Source organism: Stutzerimonas sp. Brlt_14 (assembly GCF_051948915.1).
GTDB lineage: Bacteria > Pseudomonadota > Gammaproteobacteria > Pseudomonadales > Pseudomonadaceae > Stutzerimonas > Stutzerimonas stutzeri.
On sequence record NZ_JAYJLM010000005.1, the window covers coordinates 136,239 to 154,784 of the forward strand.

The window sequence follows — 18,546 nt, forward strand, 5'->3', positions numbered from 1 at the left end:
CGTTAATTGCTGGGCAGTGGCAGGGCGTCAATAATTCGTTGCGAGGAGGTCGACATGTCAGGCATCACTATTTCCGGTCTGGGTACAGGGCTGGATATCGGCGGCATGGTGACCGCCATCGCCGATGCGGAAAAGGCGCCCAAGCAGGCGCAGATCGACCGGCTGACGACCAAGACGGAAACCAGCCTCTCGGCCGTGGGTACGCTGACCAGCGCGGTCGAGACGTTCGAAGCCTCGCTGACCGCCCTGGAGAGTTCCTCCAGCAGCTTCGAAGGGCTCGGCGTGCAGTCCTCCGCCGATGGCGTGGCCAGCGCCACTGCTGGCGCGGGCGCGGTTCCCGGCAGTTACGAGGTGGAGGTGATCAGCCTGGCCAGTTCGTCGAAAGTGGCCAGTGCCAGCCTGGAGGGCGGTGCTTCCACGACCTTCGATTCCGGCGGCACGCTGACCATCGACGTCGGCGACAACGCCTCCTATGAGGTTCAGGTCGCGCCGGGGGCTTCGCTGACGGAAATCCGCGATGCGATCAACTCCCAGCTTTCCGCCACTGCGGGCATCAGCGCCAACATCATCACCGATGCCAGTGGCGCGCGCCTGGTACTGTCCTCGGAGGTCACCGGGGAGGGCACCGACCTGTATGTGAAGGGCACGGGGGATCTGGCGGCGCTGAACATCAACGTCGATGAGGACGGCAATCACGACCTTACCCAGCAGTCGGGCACCGGGGCTGGCTCCATCACCCTGGCCAGCAATGCTTCCTACAAGATCGACGGCCTGGAGCTGAGCAGCTCCACCAACACCGTCACGGCGCTGAGCGGCCTGAGCATCAAGCTGACGGCCGAGGGCACCACCACCCTGACCGTGGCGCCCAATACCGAGGGCTTGAAAACCTCCATCGAGGCTTTCGTCAGTGCCTACAACAACCTGATCACCGTCACCAATGCCTTGACCCGGGTAACCACCAGCGAAGACGAGACGAGTACCGATGCCGGCGCGCTGGTGGGCGACGCCCTGGTTCGCTCGCTGCTCGGTTCGATACGCAACGAACTGGTACAGCCCTCGACCGGCAGCGGTGAGCTGAGCGTTCTGGCGCAACTGGGCGTGACCACCAACAAGGACGGTACGCTGTCGATCGACGATGCCAAGCTGAGCAGCGCGCTGGAGACCCACTACGATGAGGTTCAGGCGTTCTTCGTCGGCGACGACGGGTTGATTCCGCGCCTGAAATCGGTCACCGAGCCTTACACGGCACCCGGAGGGCTGCTGGCCGGTCGCACCGAGTCGCTGCAAAAGACCATGACGCAATTGAGCGAGCAGCAGCAGGCGCTGGATCGGCGCATCGATTCGCTGACCACCTCGCTGTACACCAAGTACAACAACATGGATATCCTGGTGGCGCAGTTGCAGGCTACGAGCGAAAGCATCCTTGCGACGCTGAACGCACTGAACAATAAGGATTCCTGATTCCTGTGTGAGGTATGTCGCATACATGGCGGGATACTGTTGACTCTTGTCCTTGTGCGGCTAATGTCGGTTTCGCGGCGCTGGAAACGGTATAGCGCCGAACATACCCACTTCATAAGGACATGAACATGACCAAGACCTTTCTTGCCGTTGCAGCCTTTGCGCTGCTTACCAGTGCTTCCCTCTCCGGCTATGCCGCATCCCCGTCACAACCCGCTGCGGCACCTGCCTCGGTGGCTGCCGCGGTCGGCGTGGTGAACCTCAACACGGCGGATGCGCAGACGCTCACCCGCGAACTGAAAGGCATCGGCGCGTCCAAGGCCAGAGCCATCGTCGCCTACCGCGAGGAGCATGGCCCGTTCAGCTCGCTGGACGAGTTGCTGGAAGTCAAGGGCATCGGCGTTTCCACGCTGGAACAGAATCGCGGCAAGCTCAGCCTCCAGTAACGCTGCGTTCGCAAGGGCTGGTCGCAACGATCGGCCTTTCGCTACGGCCTCGTATCATCGTCCGCGCCTTGCCGGCGACAAGGCCGATGGGAAACCGAACACCCTGTGTATTTGCCAGTCCAAACGCCTGTGGAAAGCATTGACTTCCCATGGGTTATGCACATTCGGAATAGGGTCCTGCCTGTTTCTCCTATCTGCCCTGACAGATTCTTTCCCTTTGCGTAACTCGTTGATTTTAAATACTTTGGTGCGCTGGATAAAAAAGCGCCGATCTGTCGTGGATGCCCATGGACAGGGCGTTTGCGGCAGTCATCCATAATCTGTCTACAGGGTTATCCACAGCTTCGGTGGATAACCTTTTCAACGCCAGCAACGGCGCCAGTTGCAGGAGCACGAGATGAAAGCACCATGGAATTTCATGCGTTATTTTCCCCTCGCGCAGCGTCTGATCCGCATGGGGAAAATTCCCGCGCTGTTGCTCGCCGTGGCGCGTAAATCATCGTCGAAGCGGGGTTTGATGAAGGGCCTGGGTGAAGACCTGGGCTTGTTCCAGGCTCTCTGTGTCGCCTGGTGGCGTGGCGAGTACCGTGCGATAAGCCCCCAGGCACTGGTTGCCGTGGTCGCCGGCCTGCTTTATTTCCTTTCGCCCATCGATGCCATTCCGGACTGGCTGCCGGGGATCGGTTTCATCGATGACCTTGCGGTGCTCGGCTGGGTGATGCGCAAGTGGTCGGCAGAGCTGGAAGCGTTCAGGGTCTGGAAGGATGCGCAACCAAGGGAGCGACAGACTGAACTCCAACGGCTGCCGGAACTGACCGAGCCCAAGGCCGGCGGAGATTCGGCCTGATTGCGGACCAGGAAAGCAGCGGAGTCGTCGAATGTGCCCGCTTTTTTGCGGAGCCGGGTCCCGATTCACTTTCCGGAGTGCCTGGCTTGCCGCTTCAATGAGCCGCGCAGGCTGTTAAGATCAGCCCTCTGATCGTTGGGAAAGCCAGGGGAAAACGGATGAATGTACAGGTCATCATGCGTGACGGTTCGCCGGAATATGCCGTTCTGCCATGGGATGAGTACCAGGCGCTGCTGAACGCGGTTGGCGCCCAGCCTACGACGGTCATGGAGTCTTCTTCCTCGCAAGTGCCGAAACCGGCGCTGAAGCAACTATCCATCCTGCGCGAGGCGCAGGGCCTGAGCCAGGAGGCACTGGCGCGCTCGGTGGGCATCAGCCCCGCCTACCTTGGCCTGATCGAAGCCGGAGAGCGCGAGCCGGATGCCGCGATCCGCCGTGCGCTGGCACGCGCGCTGGATATTTCCGGCTGGGAGGACGACGCTTGAACCAGCAATCTGCGGCCGTGAGCATCAGCCGCCAGCATTGGCAGGCACTGCTCGACGAGCTGGCCGAGGCGCGCCGCCAGCGCCATCTGGTGACCTATCGGGCGCTGCTCGAGCGCCTGCAGTTGCCGACACCCGCCATGCAGACGCTCACTGCCGCCCTCGAACACCTGGCCGCGCTGGATGCCCGTTCGGAGCGTCCGTTGCGTAGCGCCCTGGTCATCAGCCAGGGTGCCAGCCGCTTGCCCCGCACCGGTTTCTTCGAGTGTGCCGCTCGTCTGGGGCGTTTCAGCGGCCCTGCCGACGGCTTTGCCGCCGCCTCCTGGCATGCCGGGGAAGTGGCGCGTGTATTCGAGTTCGATTATCCGGAGGTGCCCTGATGCTGTGGGAGTTGCGGGCCAGGGCTGGGTATTTCATTGCCCGCAAGCTGATGGCCTCGCGCCAGGCCGTTCGACAGCCGAAGCTCTGGCGCTGGATGGAGGGCCAGTTCGCACGGATGGCGGCACTGGGCGATGTGAAAGCCCAGAGCTTCTACGGGCACATCCTGTATTTCCGCGGCCAGGGCTTCGGCGCCAGGCAGGAGGGCGCCCGCCTGCTGCGCCTGGCGGCCGAGGCGGGGGATGCGAAGGCGGCCTACCAGATGGGTGTGATCAGCCTGAGCGAAGAGGCGTCGCACGGCCCGGACGGCAGAGAGGCGGTACGCTGGTGGGCCCGCGCCGCCGATGCCGGACATCCCCTGGCTGCGGTCCGTCTCGAGCAGCTTTATCGTGCGGGCGGCCATGGCCTCGCGGCCGACGCGAAACAGGCCGATTTCTACAAGGCTATGTCCCCATAGCGTGTTGCCTAGGGTCTGTCTTGGACGTTCGTTATCCATGCGTTGCCGCGACTCGGAAGAAGTGCAAGAGCCTTTCGGGCGTAGGACCCTGGGGGACGCCTAGTCCTTGCTGGCGATCCCGACCACCACTGCCGATGATCGCCAGCAAGCTGGCTCCTTACAACATAATGCCCGGTGAGTTAACAAACTAACCAGACAGGGCGCTAGGCGATAAGCCGTAGGTTGAGGCGGGGCGCGTAGCGACGAAACCCAACACGTTCGTGCCTGTTGGGCCTCGCTGCGCTCAGCGCCAACCTACCGGGCGCGATCGCCCGAACATCGGGCTGTTGCACGCAACATCCGCGGCAAACACGTCCAACACCCGGCAACACGTCACGAGGGCAGAGCCTTCTACAAGGCACGGGCCGTGAGGCTTGGTTTGTGGCCCGCTGCCGGCAGATCGGCCGAGTCGATGAGATAAAGGCTCGAGCCGCTTTCCTGCTTGGCCTGTCGCTTGGCGTCGGAGGCCAGTGCGGCGAGCCCGCCGGCATCCAACTGTTCGATGTTCTGCGCGCGCAGCCTGACTGCGCCGATCGACAGGGCCAATAGCGGATAGCGTTGCTCATGGCCTTCGCGGCTCGAGGCGATGAAGCAGCCCGCGGCCAGGTGCTCGCTGCGGTAGAAGAGCCGGCAGCGTCTGTGGAATTCCTGCAACAATTGCTCGATGCGCCGTTCCCAGTCGGTGCTGGTCAGAACCAGCAGGAAGTCGTCGCCGCCGATATGGCCGACGAAATCGCAGCTCGGATCGACGCTTTCGTTCAGGCAGTGCGCCAGGCACAGCAGGACCTCATCGCCCTTGGCGTAACCATAGAGGTCGTTGAAGGGTTTGAAGTTGTCGATGTCCACGTAGCAGATCAGCGCTTCGCGCTTCTGTTGCAGCAGGCGCGTCAGGCATTGCTGGATCGGCACGTTGCCCGGCAGCAGAGTCAGCGGATTGGCGTGGCGGGCTTGCTGGATCTTCATTTCGGTGATCAGCCTGAGCACGTCGATTACCCGCCCGAGCCCGTGATAGCGGCCCGCCAGGGTGATGACGAAATCCTCCTCGATGCGCTGCCGGGCACGGCTGGTGAGCAACCGGCTGACCTGCTGCAACGACTGGCCGAGTTCGACGGCGAGAAAGTCGCTGCTCATCAGGCGGCTGATGGGTTTGCGGGCCAGCAGCTCGGTGGCGAAGGGCTTGAGCAGGGCGCCGGAGATCAGGTTGCGATGCACGATGCCCACGGGTCTTTCGTCGGTATCCAGCACGGCGATCGAGTTCAGGCTGGCCTGCAGGCGAAAGGCTTCCAGCATCTCGGCGACCGGCCGCTCGGCCGACATCGCCGGCTGGCATACGAGCAGGGCGGAAAGATCGCCGGTTTCCTCGTTGAGTCCGTTCTGCTGCGCCTCCGCCGAGGGCAGCACTTCGTCGATATCCAGGGCGGGGAGCTCCTGCGGGCGGCCGAGCAGATAGCCCTGGACCAGGTCGACACCCATCTCCGACAGTACCGTCAGCTCTTCCGCCAGCTCGATGCCTTCGGCGATGACCTGCGCGCGTGAGGCCCGCGCGATCTTGAGGATCGACTCGACGAACTCGCGTTTCACCGCATCCTGATGGATGCCGTCGATGAAGTAGCGATCGATCTTCACGTAATCCGGACGCAGTTCCGACCACATCCGAAGGCTCGAATAGCCGGCGCCGAGATCGTCGAGGGCGATGCCGAAGCCCATCGCGCGGTAGTGATGCAGGGCCTTGTCCAGCAGTTCGAAATCATCGGTCGGCGTCTGTTCGGTCAGCTCGATGACCACCTGCTCGGCCGGGATGCCGTAGGCATTCAGCAGCTCCAGGGTGCGGCCGGGCTTGTGCGCCGCTTCGAGCAAGGTCTCGGGGGAGGCGTTGAGGAACAGCTTGCCGCGCAATGCGCCTTGGCTGTAGCGGCGGCAGGCGCTGCGCCGGCACGCCATTTCCAGCTCGTTCAGCCGTCCGGCCTGCCGCGCGGTGGCCAGCAGGTTGATCGGCGAATGCAGCGGGCTGTTGGACGGGCCGCGACTCAGCGCTTCGTAGCCGAGGATGCGGCGCTCGGAGAGCGAGACGATGGGTTGGAACAGGGTGGTGATGTCGCCTTGAGCAAGGATGTGCCCCAGCATGCTCAACTGCTCGGTGACGGTCATGGAATTCTCGGGCCGTGAATGAAAAAGGGCCACCGCTGTGGCCCTTCCATTTCACGGTTCGCAGATGTCAGCTTGATGACAGGGATGGCGTTTTGCCGGTATTTGCGCCGGTCATAATTGACACCTGCCCTCGCTGTCGGTGGCTATCCCAGGCAGGGTGCCACCGTGGCGCGCTTCGACGCCCCGGCGAGGGCAAATCCCCCCAGCGAACCGCTTTCATTGTAGGAGCCGGCTTGCCGGCGATCGGCGCTGCGCGTCGCCGCGGATCGCCGGCAAGGACTCGGCGTCCCCCAGGCTCCACAGGGTGGTGCGAAAGGCCAATCCGCATTTTACGCCGCACGGTATTCCTGCTGCGCTCAGGACGCCGTGCCCGTGGTGCGCGGAGCGCACCCTACGCCCGCGTCGCACAGTATTTTTGTTGCTCCGCCTAGTGCTTGGCCATGGCCGAGCTCAGCCCCAGGTAGTCGAGCAGGATACGGCCGCTCTCGGAGAGGTAGGCGTCGTCTTCCGGCTTGGGCTTGTCCATTTCCTGGTGCGGCGTGGTTTCCTCTTCCTTCTCCAGCTTGGCCAGCGGTTCCTCGCCCTTGGCCTGGCGCAGGGCGTTCTGCAGCGCCAGCTGGCGTTTCTCGATATCGGCCTGCTGGGCGCGGCGCTTCTCTTCGTTGAGGCTCACCGTGGTTTCGTGCATCAGCTCTTGCGCCAGGGCCAGGCGATCACGGGTGAAGACGAAGTCGGGGTTCTCGCCGGTACGGGCTTCGTGACGTGCCTTCAGCTCGGCCAGGAACGGTTTGAACGGGTTCATGTCCGGGTTGATCGCGGCGCGGATGCTGTCCCACGGCAGGGCCTCGGGCAGGGCGCTTTCGCCGATCTCCTTGGTGTCGACGTCGGCGGGGTAGGAAATGTCGGGAATCACGCCCTGATGCTGGGTGCTCTGGCCCGAGACGCGGTAGAACTTGGCCAGGGTCAGTTTCAGTTCACCGTGGTTGAGCGGCTGGATGGTCTGCACGGTGCCCTTGCCGAAGGTCTGGCCGCCGAGGATCAAGCCGCGGTGGTAGTCCTGCATGGCGCCGGCGAAGATCTCCGAGGCGGATGCCGAAAGGCGGTTCACCAGGACGGCCAGCGGACCCTTGTAGAAGGCGCCGACCTGCTCGTCGGCCAGCACGTCGACACGGCCATCGCTGTTGCGCACCAGCACCGTGGGGCCCTGGTCGATGAACAGGCCGGTCAGCTCGGTGGCCTCCTGCAGGGAGCCGCCGCCGTTGTTGCGCAGGTCGATCACCACGCCATCGACCTTTTCCGCTTCCAGTTCGGACAGCAGCTTCTTCACGTCGCGGGTGGTGCTCTTGTAGTTCTGGTCGCCGGCACGCAGCGCCTTGAAGTCGAGGTAGAAGGCCGGGATCTCGATGACGCCGAGCTTGAAGTTCTGCCCCTGGTGTTCGAGGTTCAGCACCGACTTCTTCGCCGCCTGTTCTTCGAGCTTCACCGCCTCGCGGGTGATGGCGACCACCTTGCTGTTCTGGTCGTTGGGTGCATTGCTCGCCGGGATGACTTCGAGGCGGACCACCGAGCCCTTTGGACCGCGGATGAGCTTGACCACCTCATCCAGGCGCCAGCCGATGACGTCGACCATTTCGTCGTTGGCCTGGCCAACGCCGATGATCTTGTCAGCCGGTGCCAGCTGCTTGCTCTTTTCTGCCGGGCCGGCCGGCACCAGGCGTACGATCTTGACGTGCTCGTTGTCGCTCTGCAGCACCGCGCCGATACCTTCCAGCGACAGGCTCATGTTGATGTCGAAGTTCTCGGCATTGTCCGGCGAGAGGTACTGGGTGTGCGGATCGTAGGACTGGGCGAACGCATTGATGTAGGTCTGGAACACGTCTTCGCCGCGAGTCTGGTTGAGGCGCGCCAGCTGGTTCTTGTAGCGTTTGGTCAGCAGCTCCTCGATGGCCTTGGGCTCCTTGCCTGCAATCTTCAGGCGCAGGACCTCGTCCTTGACGCGCTTGCGCCAGAGGTCGTCGAGCTCGGCCATGTCCTTGGCCCAGGCGGCTTTCTCGCGATCGACCAGCAGCTCTTCATCGACGGTGAAATCGAAGCTGTCGACGCCCTTGCCGAGCAGGCCCAGGGCAAAGTTGAGGCGGTTCTGCAGCCGCTCGAGGTGCCGCTTGTAGATGGCGAAGCCGGGTTCGAGGTTGCCGCCTTTGAGGAAATCATCGAACTGGTTGCGCCACTTGCCGAATTCTTCGATGTCGGATGCCAGGAAATAGCTGCGCGACGGATCGAGCATCTGGATGTAGCTGTCGAAGATCTTCGACGAGCGTGCATCGTTCAATGGCGGCTTGTTGTAGTGGTGACGCTTGAGCAGTTCGACCACGTTCAGGCTGGCGATCACCTGTTCGCGATCGGGCTGCAGGTAATCCCAGTTTTCCGGCGTGCTGACGGCTTTGGCCAGCGCGAGGGAGGCCTGGAGGCCGAGGAACACGGCGAGAAAGGTACAGGTCAGCGTACGTTTCATGGCTTGGGGGCGACGTAAGGCAAGGGAATAACGCATATTAGGCCATCTAAAGTAGGCGCCGGTTCCGTTTCCGTCCGGCGGTGGAAGCATGAGCCCGATGGTAACAGCTGGTCGAGAAAGCGAGCGATCGGTTGAACGGGCACGGATTGAACTCACTATGGAGGCAGCATGAAGGCATTGCAAGGTATCGAGGGGCAACTGGAGTGGGCGCACAGAGCGGCTCCGGCGTGCGCTGAGGGCGAGGTGCGCATACGGGTCGCCGCCGCCGGGCTCAACCGGGCGGACCTGCTTCAGCGTGCGGGGCACTACCCGCCGCCGGCCGGGGTCACCGACATTCTTGGGCTGGAGTGCGCTGGCGTGGTCAGCGAGGTGAATGGCCGCAGCCGCTGGAAGGTCGGCGACCGCGTCTGCACGCTGCTGGCCGGTGGCGGCATGGCCGAGGAGGTGGTCGTCGACGCCCGCCATGCCTTGCCGGTGCCCGATGGCCTGTCGCTGCACGAGGCCGCGGTGATCCCGGAAGTCTATGCCACGGCCTGGCTGAACCTCTATCGCCTCGGCGCCTTGCTCGCGGGCGACAAGGTGCTGCTGCACGCTGGCGCCAGTGGCGTGGGTTCGGCTGCGATCCAACTGTGCAAGGCCTTCGGCAATCCGTGCTGGGTCAGCGTGGGTTCGGCCGAGCGCCTGGCCTATTGCGAGTCGCTCGGCGCGCAGGGCGGCGTGTTGCGCGGCGAATCGCTGGAGGCGCTGCGCGATTTCGCACCCTTCGACATGATCCTCGACCCGGTCGGCGCCAAGTACGCGGCGCTCAACCTGCAGCTGCTGGGCATGGACGGGCGCTGGGTGATGATCGGCCTGATGGGCGGACGCAAGGCCGAGCTGGACCTGGCGGGGCTGCTGGCCAAGCGCATCCAGCTGATCGGCTCCACGCTGCGTAGCCGCGACGCCGACTACAAGGCCGACCTGCTGGCGGAAATGGAGGAGAAGGTCTGGCCGCTGTTCACCAGCGGCAAGCTGTCGCCACGGCTGGAGCGGACCTTCGCCATCGGCGATGTCGAGGCCGCTTTCGCCGCGCTGGCGAGCAACACGGTGTCCGGCAAGGTGGCGCTGGTGATCGACGACAGTCTCGCCTGAGCCTTTTAGGGTCTGTTCCCGTTTATCGCGAGCCGCGAAGAAACGGGAACAGACCCTAGAAGCTGTGCAGCCCGCGCAGCGCCCGTTCCAGCCAGCCGAAACGGATGTGCTCCTGCTCCAGCCGGATGCGCTGGCCCAGGCGGTCGTCGCGCAGGTCCTCGAAGAGCGCCAGTTCGGCATCGTCCAGGCGCCGCAGTGTGGCCGTGCAGCGCTTGTCCGGCGGCTCTTCGCCCCAGAGCGGGCGATGTTCCAGCAAGGTTTCGCGGTCCATCAGCAGTGAGCGGGCCAGGGGGAAATGCGCACGCAGGCGATCGAGAATCGCGAAGCCGTGGGTGTCGATGTCGCCCCAGTAGTGCAGCGGGCATCGGTGCAGCCAAGGGATGTCGCCCAGGCGGTCCAGCGCATAGCCCTGGCCGAACAGCAGGATGCTCCCGGCCAGCGCGGGAAACGCCAGGGCATTGGTCTCGTTCTCGGTGACGAATACCTGCCGGTGCTCCAGGTGCAGTGCGGCCAGTTGCTCCACCGGCATTTCCAGGTCGCTGAGGCCGCTGATCGCCAGGCGCGGATCGAGAATTCGCAGGCGTATGCGCAGCGGCTTGTCGCGCAGCCCGTAGCGGCGGCTGAAGGCGCGGGCGCCACGCGCTTGGGCATCGATGGCGGTGCTGGGCAATGCCAGGTCCAGCAGCTCGCCGAGCAGGCCGCGCCGCTGCTCGATGAACTTGCTGTCGACCCCGGGGATGTCCAGCTGGCGCAGGTACAGGCCGCTGTGGGGATGGGCGCGGAACCAGTGCAGCACCGCCAGCACCTTGTGCCAGTGTTCGCCCTGTTCCAGTACACGCAGGGGATAGCGGCATAGCCAGCCGTGCAGCGCGGGAAACGCCGCCAGGGTGGCCTCGGCCAACTGGCGAAAACGCTCGGCCTCGCGGCGCCTGCCGAGCAGCGTCAGGGCGGCGTCCAGGCTGTCGACCCAGGCGCCATCGGGCACCTGATTGCGGCCCAGCTGGCGGTGATTGATCTCTTTCCATTGCAGCCGATAGGCCCCTTCGCCCGCCTGCAACAGCCGAATCCACTGGCGCACTTCGTCGAAACGTTCGGCCAGCGCCTGGTTGTTGGGCTTCTTCAGGCGCAGCTGCAGGGGGAAAAGCGCCTCATCGGCCAGCGAGGCGCGCAGCAGCGTGCCCTGGTCCCAGAGGCGTTGAAGCTGGGTTTTGAGGTCGGTGGGGGTGGTCCAGACGGTCATGCTTCTTTTTGTCGCATGGGTCAGGGCTGACGGTTCGACAAGGCCCGCAATTGCGTCAGGAGTGCAGGGAGGTCGTCCCGAACGATACTCCAGACTGTGTCGTCGTCAATGCCGAGGTAACCATGGATCAATCGATTTCGCGTGGCGATGATTTGTCGCCAGGCAATCTGCGTGTTGGCATTGCGCACTTCGTTCGGAATACGAGTGGCGGCTTCTCCTATCAGTTCGAGGTTACGCAATGTCGCATCGTAGGTCAGCGCGCTGGAAACGAAGGCGTGCTGATCGAGCCCCTCCGTATAATTCGCCACCTTCTCGATGAAGGCGATCATGTCATCGATGTAGAAGCGCCATTCGCGGCCGGTTTGTTCAGACATTGACCGCTTCCTGTTCGATATAGGGCCGCAATTCCGGACGCAACGCTTTCTCCGTCACCAGATCGACGGGACGTTGCAGCCGATCTTCCAGGTAGAACTGAACGCCGAAATAACGCTCCGAGGTCGCTGGCCCATCGAAAGCCACGAGGATATCCACGTCGCTGTCGTCGCGAGCGAGGTTCCTGGCTGTCGAACCGAACAGGGCCAGGCGGGCGACGCCGAAGCGGCTGGCCAGTATCGGCTTGCTGCGGGTGAGTACCTCGAGGGCCGTATCGCGGTTCATTTCAATACCTCTTCATCGTAGGTCTGCTGACCATAGCGTGGATCACTGCGTTGCGCCCAACTGCTCCTTGCGCTCGCGGTATTCCTCGATGCTCAGGCAGCGCAGCTTCGATTCGCGGCCCTGCTCGTTGTGCACGAAGCCGACGCTGGCGACGTAGGGCTCGATGATGTGGATCTTCTGCAGCGGGGTGACGATTAGCAACTGCAGGTTGAGCTTCTTGAACAGTTCGAGCCCGTAGCGTGCCGATTCGTCGGAACCACGGCCGAAGGCTTCGTCGATCACCACGAAGCGGAACGAACGCGAGCGGGTCACGCCCCATTCCAGGCCGAAGCGGTAGGCCAGGCTGGCCGCCAGCACGGTGTAGGCCAGCTTCTCCTTCTGCCCGCCGGACTTGCCGCCCGAATCGCTGTAGTGTTCGTGTTCGCTGCCATCCTCGCGCCAGCGTTCGGAGGCGGAGAAGCCGAACCAGTTGCGCACGTCGCAGACCTTGCGGGTCCAGCGGCGGTCCTGGTCGCTCAGGCCTTCGCGGCCGCGGAAGCGCTCGATGATCCGCCGCACCTCGAGGAACTTGCCCTCGGCGTATTGCTCGTCGCCGCTGCCGGAGAGGCTGCCTTCGGTGCAGGCGCGCAGGCTGGCGCGGAACTCGGCGATCTCGCCGTCGCCGCTGGACTGCGCTTCCAGCTGGATCAGGCGACCGGGGTTGTAGTCGATTTCCCGCAGCGAGCGGTTGATCTCCTCGATGCGCTCGCGGATGTCGTGCTCCTCGCGGCGCAGCTGGCTCTGGAAGTTGGCGATCTCGTTGATGATGTTTTCGTTGAGCATCGCCTTGAAGCGCTGCTCGAATTGCGGCAGGCCATCCTGCTCGAGGCTGTCGAGCATGGCGCGGTAATCCTCGGCGGCCGCCAGGCTGGCGTCCACCTCGCGGGTTTCCAGCGGGAACTCGATGCGGTACTCGCTCATGGCCTGGATGATGTTCTGGCTCAGGCGGTCCAGGCGCTTGTTCTCGCTGTCGATCCTGCCCTGCAGCCAGCCGCGCATGGCCTGCTCGCGATTGGCGCAGGATTCCACCGTCAGCGTGTGTTCACCCAGGGCTTCGGCGCGCAAGCTGTCGAGTTCGACGAAGCGCGCCTGCTGCTCGGGGCTTGCGGCGGTGTGCAGCGCGCGCGCCTCGTCGGTCAGGGCCTGGGCGTCTTCGTGCTTCTGCTCGCTGCGGCTCAGCTCGCGGTTCTTCTCGTCGAGCGCGTCGCGACCTTCGCGCAGTTCGTCTTCCAGCGCCTGCAACTGCCGTTGCAGCGTGCGCAGGGTGTCGGACTCGGCTTCGAGCTGCCGGCGCTCCTGTTCCAGGCCATGGATCTGCGTGAGCAGGGGCCGCCAGTCCAGCGCCTCGAAGCTGTCGAATACCGATAGTTGGTTGAGCAGGCCGAGGCGTTCATCGAGGTCGCGCTGGCGCTGCTGCAGCTCGGCCAGTTGCATGGCCTGTCGCTGGATGCGCGTTTGCAGATCGTCGGCCTGCCCGGCCAGGGCGGCGATCTTCTGCTCGTTACTCCAGCCGAGGATGTACTGGGTGCGGTCGCCCAGCCGGCGGCGATCATCCTTCTCGTGGCGCTCCTGGCCGGACTTCACCTGGCCGGCGCGGGTGACCGCCTTGTCCTCGCGGCGGAACTGTTCCAGCGAGGCGCAGCAGGCATAGTCGAAGCGTCGCGCCAGCTCCTGCTCCAGCCAGTCGTAGAAGGGCGTGTCCGGCTTGATCTGCAGCTTGCGCAGCAGCGACTCGGGGTGCGTTTCGGCCGGCGTCTGCAGGCGCCGCTCACGGACCCGGAAGTAGACCAGCCGCTCGCCCAGGTGGGTCTGTTCGACCCATTGCGCGACCTGGGCGTAGCGCGCGTCGGGCACCAGCAGCGACAGGCCGAAGTTGTGCAGCAGGCGCTCGGCGACGCCTTCCCAGTCGCGCTCGTCTTCGCGCACCTGCAGCAGTTCGCCGACGAAGGGCAGCGCGGCCTCGTCCAGCTCCAGCGCCTGGCAGAGGCGCGAACGGATGTCGAGAATCCGCGCCGGCAGATTGGAGCGGCGACTGCGCAGCGACTCCAGCTCGGTTTCGAGCTGCCGATGCTGCTGGCGCAGGTCGCGCAATTCGACGGCGGCTTCGGTCTGGCCGTTCTGCGCGCTGTCGCGCTGTTGTTGGCACTGCTCGACCAGGCCGGGCAGCGCCTGACGGTTGGCCAGGAACGGCTCGGCGTCGTTCGCCTGCGGCAGCTGCAGCGCGCCGGCGAGGTGGTCATAGCGTTCGGCGGCATGCTGGCGGCGCTGCTGGTCCGCTTCCAGCCGGGCGATTTCCTGCCTGATCGACGCCAGGCGGTCACCGCCGTTCTGGGCGATGGCGCGGGTCAGTTCGTCGCGTTTCGACTGGCCCTGCCGCTGGTGCTCCTGCAGCGCGCGGCGCTGCTCGCGCTGGCGGGCGATGTCCTGGGCGAGGTTGTCCAGGCGCTTGTCCAGCAGCTCGGCCTTGAGCCCGGCGAACCAGGGCGCCAGCGCTTCGCGGCAGGCGACCAGCCCTTGCGCCTGCTCCGAGGCTTCGGCGTAACGCTGGCAGTTGTCCACCATCGGTCGCAGCAGGCCGATCTGCCGCTTGGCCTTGAGCACCGCCTCGTGGGCGCGATTGAGATCGTCGAAGTGGTGGATCAGCGCCTGGATGCGCTCGTCCAGCGGAAACTCCTCGAGCATGTGTTCGCGAACGAAATCGGTGAGGTTGCCCACCGATTTCATCGATACGGTCTGGCTGAACAGCTCCAGCGCCTGGTCGTCGGCGATGCCGAAGCGGCGGCGGAAGGCGGCGCTGTAGGCGGCGAAGCTGGGTTCGAGCTCGACGTGGGGCAGCTCGCGCAGGCGTTTGCGCAGGGCGTTGAGGTCGCTGCCGAAGCTGGCGAAGTGTTCGGTGATCGACAGCGGACGGTCCGCGACCACATAGAAGCGTTCCGGCTGGCCGCGGTTGTCGCTGATGTAGAACACCTGGGCGAGGGTGACGTGCTGGTCGAAGCCCTCGTTGTAGAAATGGCCGAGGATCACCGAATAGCTGTTGTGGTCGCGCAGCGCCACCGGCTTGGCGCTGAGGCCGGCTTCGCTGCGCTCGGACTTGTAGTAACCCAGCACGTAGGAGCGCAGCGTGCGTTCCCTGGCCTCGGCGCCGGCGGCCTTGTTGTAGGCGATCTTCTGCGCGGGCACCAGCAGGGTGGTGATGGCGTCCACCAGGGTCGATTTGCCGGAGCCGATGTCGCCGGTCAGCAGCGCATTGTCGCCGCGGGTGGGAAAGCGCCAGACCCGCTGGTCGAAGGTGCCCCAGTTGTACACCTCGATAGCGTGCAGGCGGAAACCGGCGCGCTCGTCACTGCTGGCGAAATCGAGCAGGGAAAGCGTGTCGGGAGCGTTCATGGCTGTTCCTCCGTGCCGTGCTGGCCGGCGTATTCGCCGAGGCGCTGGTCGAACTCGTTGAGCCATTGCGCATCGACGAACGCCTTGAGGATGCGCCGCACCTCGTACAGCGATTCGTCCTGGCCGCGCAGCCTGCGCAGGAAGCCGAGCTCGACAATCTTGGCGACGTGCGCGTCGATGCGATCGACCAGCCGGGCTTCGTTGCTGCCCTCGGGCAGGAACAGGCGCAGCATCTCGGCGAGCTGTTCGCGCGACAGGATCAGCCGTTCGCCGCCAGCGGCATCCGCTTCGGCCAGGCGCTTGCGCAGCAATGCCAGCAACAGGCTCACTGGGTAGCTGAGCTGGCGCCGCGGAACCAGCCGCGGCAGGGCACTGCCGTCCTCGTCGGCGCGCTGCGCGAGGTAGGCGTAGCCTTCGGCCTCGTCGAGGATCAGTTCCAGGCCGATCACGCCCAGGTAATCGCGCGCGGCAGCTTGCCGGTCGAGCAGTTGCTGCCACTGCGCGGCATCGTCCTCGCGGTAGAGCACGCCCTTGAACAGGGCGATCAGCAGCAGCGAGAAGGCATTGTCGGGTGTGGTGTCGCTCATGTCGTCATTGGCCGAATACGATCAGGGGAATGCTGGCGCGGCGCAGGGTGCCGCTGGCGTCCTGCCATTGCACCAGCTGCGGCTGGTGTTCATCGAAGGCGCAGTGGCGGTCGCTGGCGGCCAGGTCCAGGTAGGCGACCAGCTCGGCCAGGCCGTGTTGCATGGGATACGTCTCCAGCAACTCGCCGAGGCTGATCCGCGGACGCTGGCGCAGGGCCTGGCGGATCTGCTCAAGCAGGCGCGCCTTGTCGACGTGGAACTGGTTGAACAGCGCCTCGCCGCCGCTCTCGTCCTCGCCTTCGAGGAGGATCAGGGTTTCGATCTTCGGCCGCAAGGGCGGGCTATAGAGTGGCCGGTCGAGTGGCAGGGTCAGTTCTGGCGCGGGCGCATCGATGCCGAGCAGTTCGGCGTTCGGCGGCTGCTCGCGTACGGCCAGGGCCCGGGTTTCGATATCGCGCAGCAGGTGCATGATTCGCCGATTCTCCAGCCAGGCCTGGTCGTCCAGGTAGCGGCGCAACTGCTCGGACAGCCGTGCCACGGTGCGCTGGGCCATCTCGCCGGCTTCCAGCCAGTCGTAGTGCACGCGCAGCAGGCGCCGGTCCGGCTCCAGGCTTTGTACCGGCGCGAGCGCGAAGGCCTTGTGCAGCAGCTCGGACAGTTCTTCCTGGCGCGCCGGCGACATCAGGAACTCCCAGAAGGCGCGGAAGCTGCGGCCCTGGTCGGAATCGGAAATGGCGTCGCGCTCGCCGAAAATCTCCGCGAGCAACTCGCCCTTGCCGCCGCCCCAGGTGGCGATGCGTTCGCGCACCTGGCGATCGAGGTCGCGGAAGTTCTGTTCCACCTGGCGAAAATCGGCCAGCAGGCTGCGCGAGCTGGCGTCGACTTCCAGGAAGCGCTCGCGCACTCGCGTATCGTCCATCAGCGCGACTTCGCCGGCTCGAATCCTGGCGATCTCCTCGTCCAGCGCCGCCTTGCGCTTTTCCAGTTCGAGGATGCGCGCCTGGGGATCGGTCTCACTGCCCTGGACCATCTGTCGCAGCAGCTCGAAGATCGACAGCAAGCGCGATTCGGTACCGACGAACTGGCGCTTGCCCAGACTGGCCAGCCATTCGATGGCCTTTTCGCTGGCAGGCGTCAGCTCGAAATGGGCCTCATCGTTGCCCGGTGGGTAGAACTTGCGCAGCCAGCCGTTGGCGTTGTCGGCCCATTCGTCGAGATAGGCGCTGGCGCTGCGCGGAAAGAGGGGTTCGTCCGCCTCCTGGTTGAGGCTGTAGAGCCTGTCCTCGAGCAGCGAAGCCAGGCTGCGGGCGTCCAGGCTGCGGCGATTGGGCGCGACGAAGGCCTGTTGCAGGAAGCTCGCGATCAGCGGTGCATGGTCGGCGCGCAACAGTCGCCAGGCCGGATGGCGCTGGCGCAGGGCGAGCAGTTGCGCATAGTCCATCAGGGCAGCTCGGCGCTCGAATAGAAGGCGCCGAGCACCTTCACCAGATGCGCCAGGTCCTGGCTGCCGGCGAGTTCGCGGATCGAATGCATGGCAAAGGTCGGCAGGCCGATGTCCACGGTGCGCACGCCGAGCTGGCTGGCGGTGATCGGGCCGATGGTCGAGCCGCAGCCCATGTCGCTGCGGGTGACGAAGCTCTGCACCGGTACTTCGTTTTCCAGGCACAGGTGGCGGAAGAAGCCTGCGGTTTCGCTGCTGGTGGCGTAGCGCTGGTTGCTGTTGACCTTGATCACCGGGCCGGCATTGAGTTTCGGGCCGTGGTTGCCGTCGTGCTTGTCGGCATAGTTCGGGTGAACGGCGTGGGCATTGTCGGCGGAGATCAGCAGCGAGCGGTTGATCGCGCGCTGGAAATCGTCCTCTTCGGGCAGCAGGCGACGCAGCACCTGTTCGAGGAAGGGACCGTCGGCGCCACACATCGAGGCCGAGCCGACTTCTTCGTGGTCGGTGCAGACCAGTACGCAGGTTTCGTCCGGGCCGGCGTCGAACAGGGCCTGCAGGCCCGCGAAGCAGGACAGCAGGTTGTCCAGCCGGGCGCCGGCGATGAAGTCGCCGTTGAGGCCGATGACCGCCGCCGGCTGGGTGTCGTAGAAACTCAGTTCGAAGTCCAGCACCACATCGGCGACCAGGCCGTGCTCGCGGCCGAGCTGGTCGGCGAGCAGGGCGCGGAAATCCGGGCTTTCCTGGCTGGCGATCTGCGCGAGGATCGGTGGCAGTTCGTTCTGGGCGTTGATCGCCCAGCCCTGGTTGGCTTCCCGGTTGAGGTGGATCGCGAGGTTGGGAATGCTGGCGATCGGCTGCCTGAAATCGATCAGCTGGCTTTCGATGCGCCCGTCGCGGCTGTAGGTGACGCGCCCGGCCAGGGATAGATCACGGTCGAACCACGGCGCCAGCAAGGCGCCACCGTAGACCTCCACGCCCAGTTGCCAGAAGCCCTGGCGCTGCAGTTCCGGCTGCGGCTTGACGCGCAGGCAGGGGCTGTCGGTGTGAGCGCCGACCAGCCGCAGGCCGTGTTCGGCGAGGGGCTTGCCGCCGAGTTGAAAGGCGATGATGGCCGAGTCGTTGCGGGTCACGTAGTAGCGCCCACCGGCTTCGGTATGCCAGGGCTCGCGCTCGTCGAGTGCCTTGTAGCCAGCGGCCTGCAGGGTTTGGGCAAGGCTGGCGGTGGCATGGAAGGGGGTGGGGGAGGCCTTGAGGTAATCGATCAGGCCCTGGTTGAGTTCATCGCGCATGGGGG

16 protein-coding genes are annotated in these 18,546 nt (G+C 64.9%); 7 read left to right on the top strand and 9 right to left on the bottom strand.

The window, feature by feature from the left end:
• The first annotated feature begins 54 nt into the window (after positions 1-54).
• The 6 genes from fliD to VF716_RS13845 all read left to right on the top strand — a co-directional run bounded on the left by fliD (position 55) and on the right by VF716_RS13845 (position 4,071).
• Positions 55-1,461: a flagellar filament capping protein FliD gene (gene fliD, locus VF716_RS13820; protein WP_011912578.1), complete on the top strand. Its 1,407-nt coding sequence runs from the start codon at positions 55-57 to the stop codon at positions 1,459-1,461.
• A 128-nt stretch (positions 1,462-1,589) separates the two neighbouring features.
• Positions 1,590-1,907, top strand: coding sequence for a ComEA family DNA-binding protein (locus VF716_RS13825; protein WP_011912579.1), 318 nt, complete (start codon positions 1,590-1,592; stop codon positions 1,905-1,907).
• A 397-nt stretch (positions 1,908-2,304) separates the two neighbouring features.
• Entirely contained in the window at positions 2,305-2,754 is a 450-nt protein-coding gene (locus tag VF716_RS13830) for a YkvA family protein (protein ID WP_011912580.1), read from the top strand.
• A gap of 158 nt (positions 2,755-2,912) precedes the next feature.
• A complete protein-coding gene (locus VF716_RS13835; protein WP_011912581.1) occupies positions 2,913-3,239 on the top strand; it encodes a helix-turn-helix transcriptional regulator in 327 nt (108 codons plus the stop codon).
• A complete protein-coding gene (locus tag VF716_RS13840) occupies positions 3,236-3,616 on the top strand; it encodes a hypothetical protein (RefSeq protein WP_041755415.1) in 381 nt (126 codons plus the stop codon). The genes VF716_RS13835 and VF716_RS13840 overlap by 4 nt, the downstream gene beginning before the upstream one ends.
• Positions 3,616-4,071, top strand: coding sequence for a hypothetical protein (locus VF716_RS13845; protein WP_020307333.1), 456 nt, complete (start codon positions 3,616-3,618; stop codon positions 4,069-4,071). Before VF716_RS13840 ends, VF716_RS13845 begins: the two co-directional genes overlap by 1 nt.
• A gap of 390 nt (positions 4,072-4,461) precedes the next feature.
• On the opposite strand, the gene VF716_RS13850 is transcribed toward VF716_RS13845, so the two are convergent.
• Together VF716_RS13850 and VF716_RS13855 are read right to left on the bottom strand one after the other, a co-directional pair.
• The gene (locus VF716_RS13850; RefSeq protein ID WP_041755416.1) at positions 4,462-6,258 is read right to left on the bottom strand and encodes a bifunctional diguanylate cyclase/phosphodiesterase; all 1,797 of its coding nucleotides are present in this window, start codon (positions 6,256-6,258) and stop codon (positions 4,462-4,464) included.
• Positions 6,259-6,685: 427 nt separating this feature from the next.
• A complete protein-coding gene (locus tag VF716_RS13855) occupies positions 6,686-8,770 on the bottom strand; it encodes a carboxy terminal-processing peptidase (RefSeq protein ID WP_440552751.1) in 2,085 nt (694 codons plus the stop codon).
• Between the two features lie 168 nt (positions 8,771-8,938).
• Here VF716_RS13855 and VF716_RS13860 point away from each other — a divergent pair, with 168 nt between their 5' ends.
• A complete protein-coding gene (locus VF716_RS13860; RefSeq protein ID WP_011912586.1) occupies positions 8,939-9,901 on the top strand; it encodes an NAD(P)H-quinone oxidoreductase in 963 nt (320 codons plus the stop codon).
• 55 nt (positions 9,902-9,956) lie between these two features.
• Here VF716_RS13860 and VF716_RS13865 read toward each other — a convergent pair whose 3' ends face one another.
• From VF716_RS13865 to VF716_RS13895, 7 genes are read right to left on the bottom strand one after another with little or no spacing between them, the layout of a single operon-like run.
• Positions 9,957-11,141 carry a DUF3322 domain-containing protein gene (locus tag VF716_RS13865; protein ID WP_440552752.1) on the bottom strand — a complete coding sequence of 395 codons (1,185 nt, stop codon included), beginning with the start codon at positions 11,139-11,141 and terminating at the stop codon, positions 9,957-9,959.
• A gap of 20 nt (positions 11,142-11,161) precedes the next feature.
• Positions 11,162-11,515: a HepT-like ribonuclease domain-containing protein gene (locus VF716_RS13870; RefSeq protein WP_020307337.1), complete on the bottom strand. Its 354-nt coding sequence runs from the start codon at positions 11,513-11,515 to the stop codon at positions 11,162-11,164.
• Positions 11,508-11,798: a nucleotidyltransferase family protein gene (locus VF716_RS13875; protein WP_011912589.1), complete on the bottom strand. Its 291-nt coding sequence runs from the start codon at positions 11,796-11,798 to the stop codon at positions 11,508-11,510. The genes VF716_RS13870 and VF716_RS13875 overlap by 8 nt, the downstream gene beginning before the upstream one ends.
• A 42-nt stretch (positions 11,799-11,840) precedes the next feature.
• The gene (locus VF716_RS13880) at positions 11,841-15,224 is read right to left on the bottom strand and encodes an ATP-binding protein (RefSeq protein WP_011912590.1); all 3,384 of its coding nucleotides are present in this window, start codon (positions 15,222-15,224) and stop codon (positions 11,841-11,843) included.
• Positions 15,221-15,811: a DUF4194 domain-containing protein gene (locus tag VF716_RS13885; protein WP_011912591.1), complete on the bottom strand. Its 591-nt coding sequence runs from the start codon at positions 15,809-15,811 to the stop codon at positions 15,221-15,223. Before VF716_RS13885 ends, VF716_RS13880 begins: the two co-directional genes overlap by 4 nt.
• Positions 15,812-15,815: 4 nt before the next feature.
• On the bottom strand, positions 15,816-17,252 hold the full coding sequence (locus VF716_RS13890) for a DUF3375 domain-containing protein (RefSeq protein ID WP_011912592.1): 1,437 nt from the start codon (positions 17,250-17,252) through the stop codon (positions 15,816-15,818).
• Positions 17,252-18,541: a M18 family aminopeptidase gene (locus VF716_RS13895; protein ID WP_125912220.1), complete on the bottom strand. Its 1,290-nt coding sequence runs from the start codon at positions 18,539-18,541 to the stop codon at positions 17,252-17,254. The genes VF716_RS13890 and VF716_RS13895 overlap by 1 nt, the downstream gene beginning before the upstream one ends.
• Positions 18,542-18,546 lie beyond the last annotated feature (5 nt).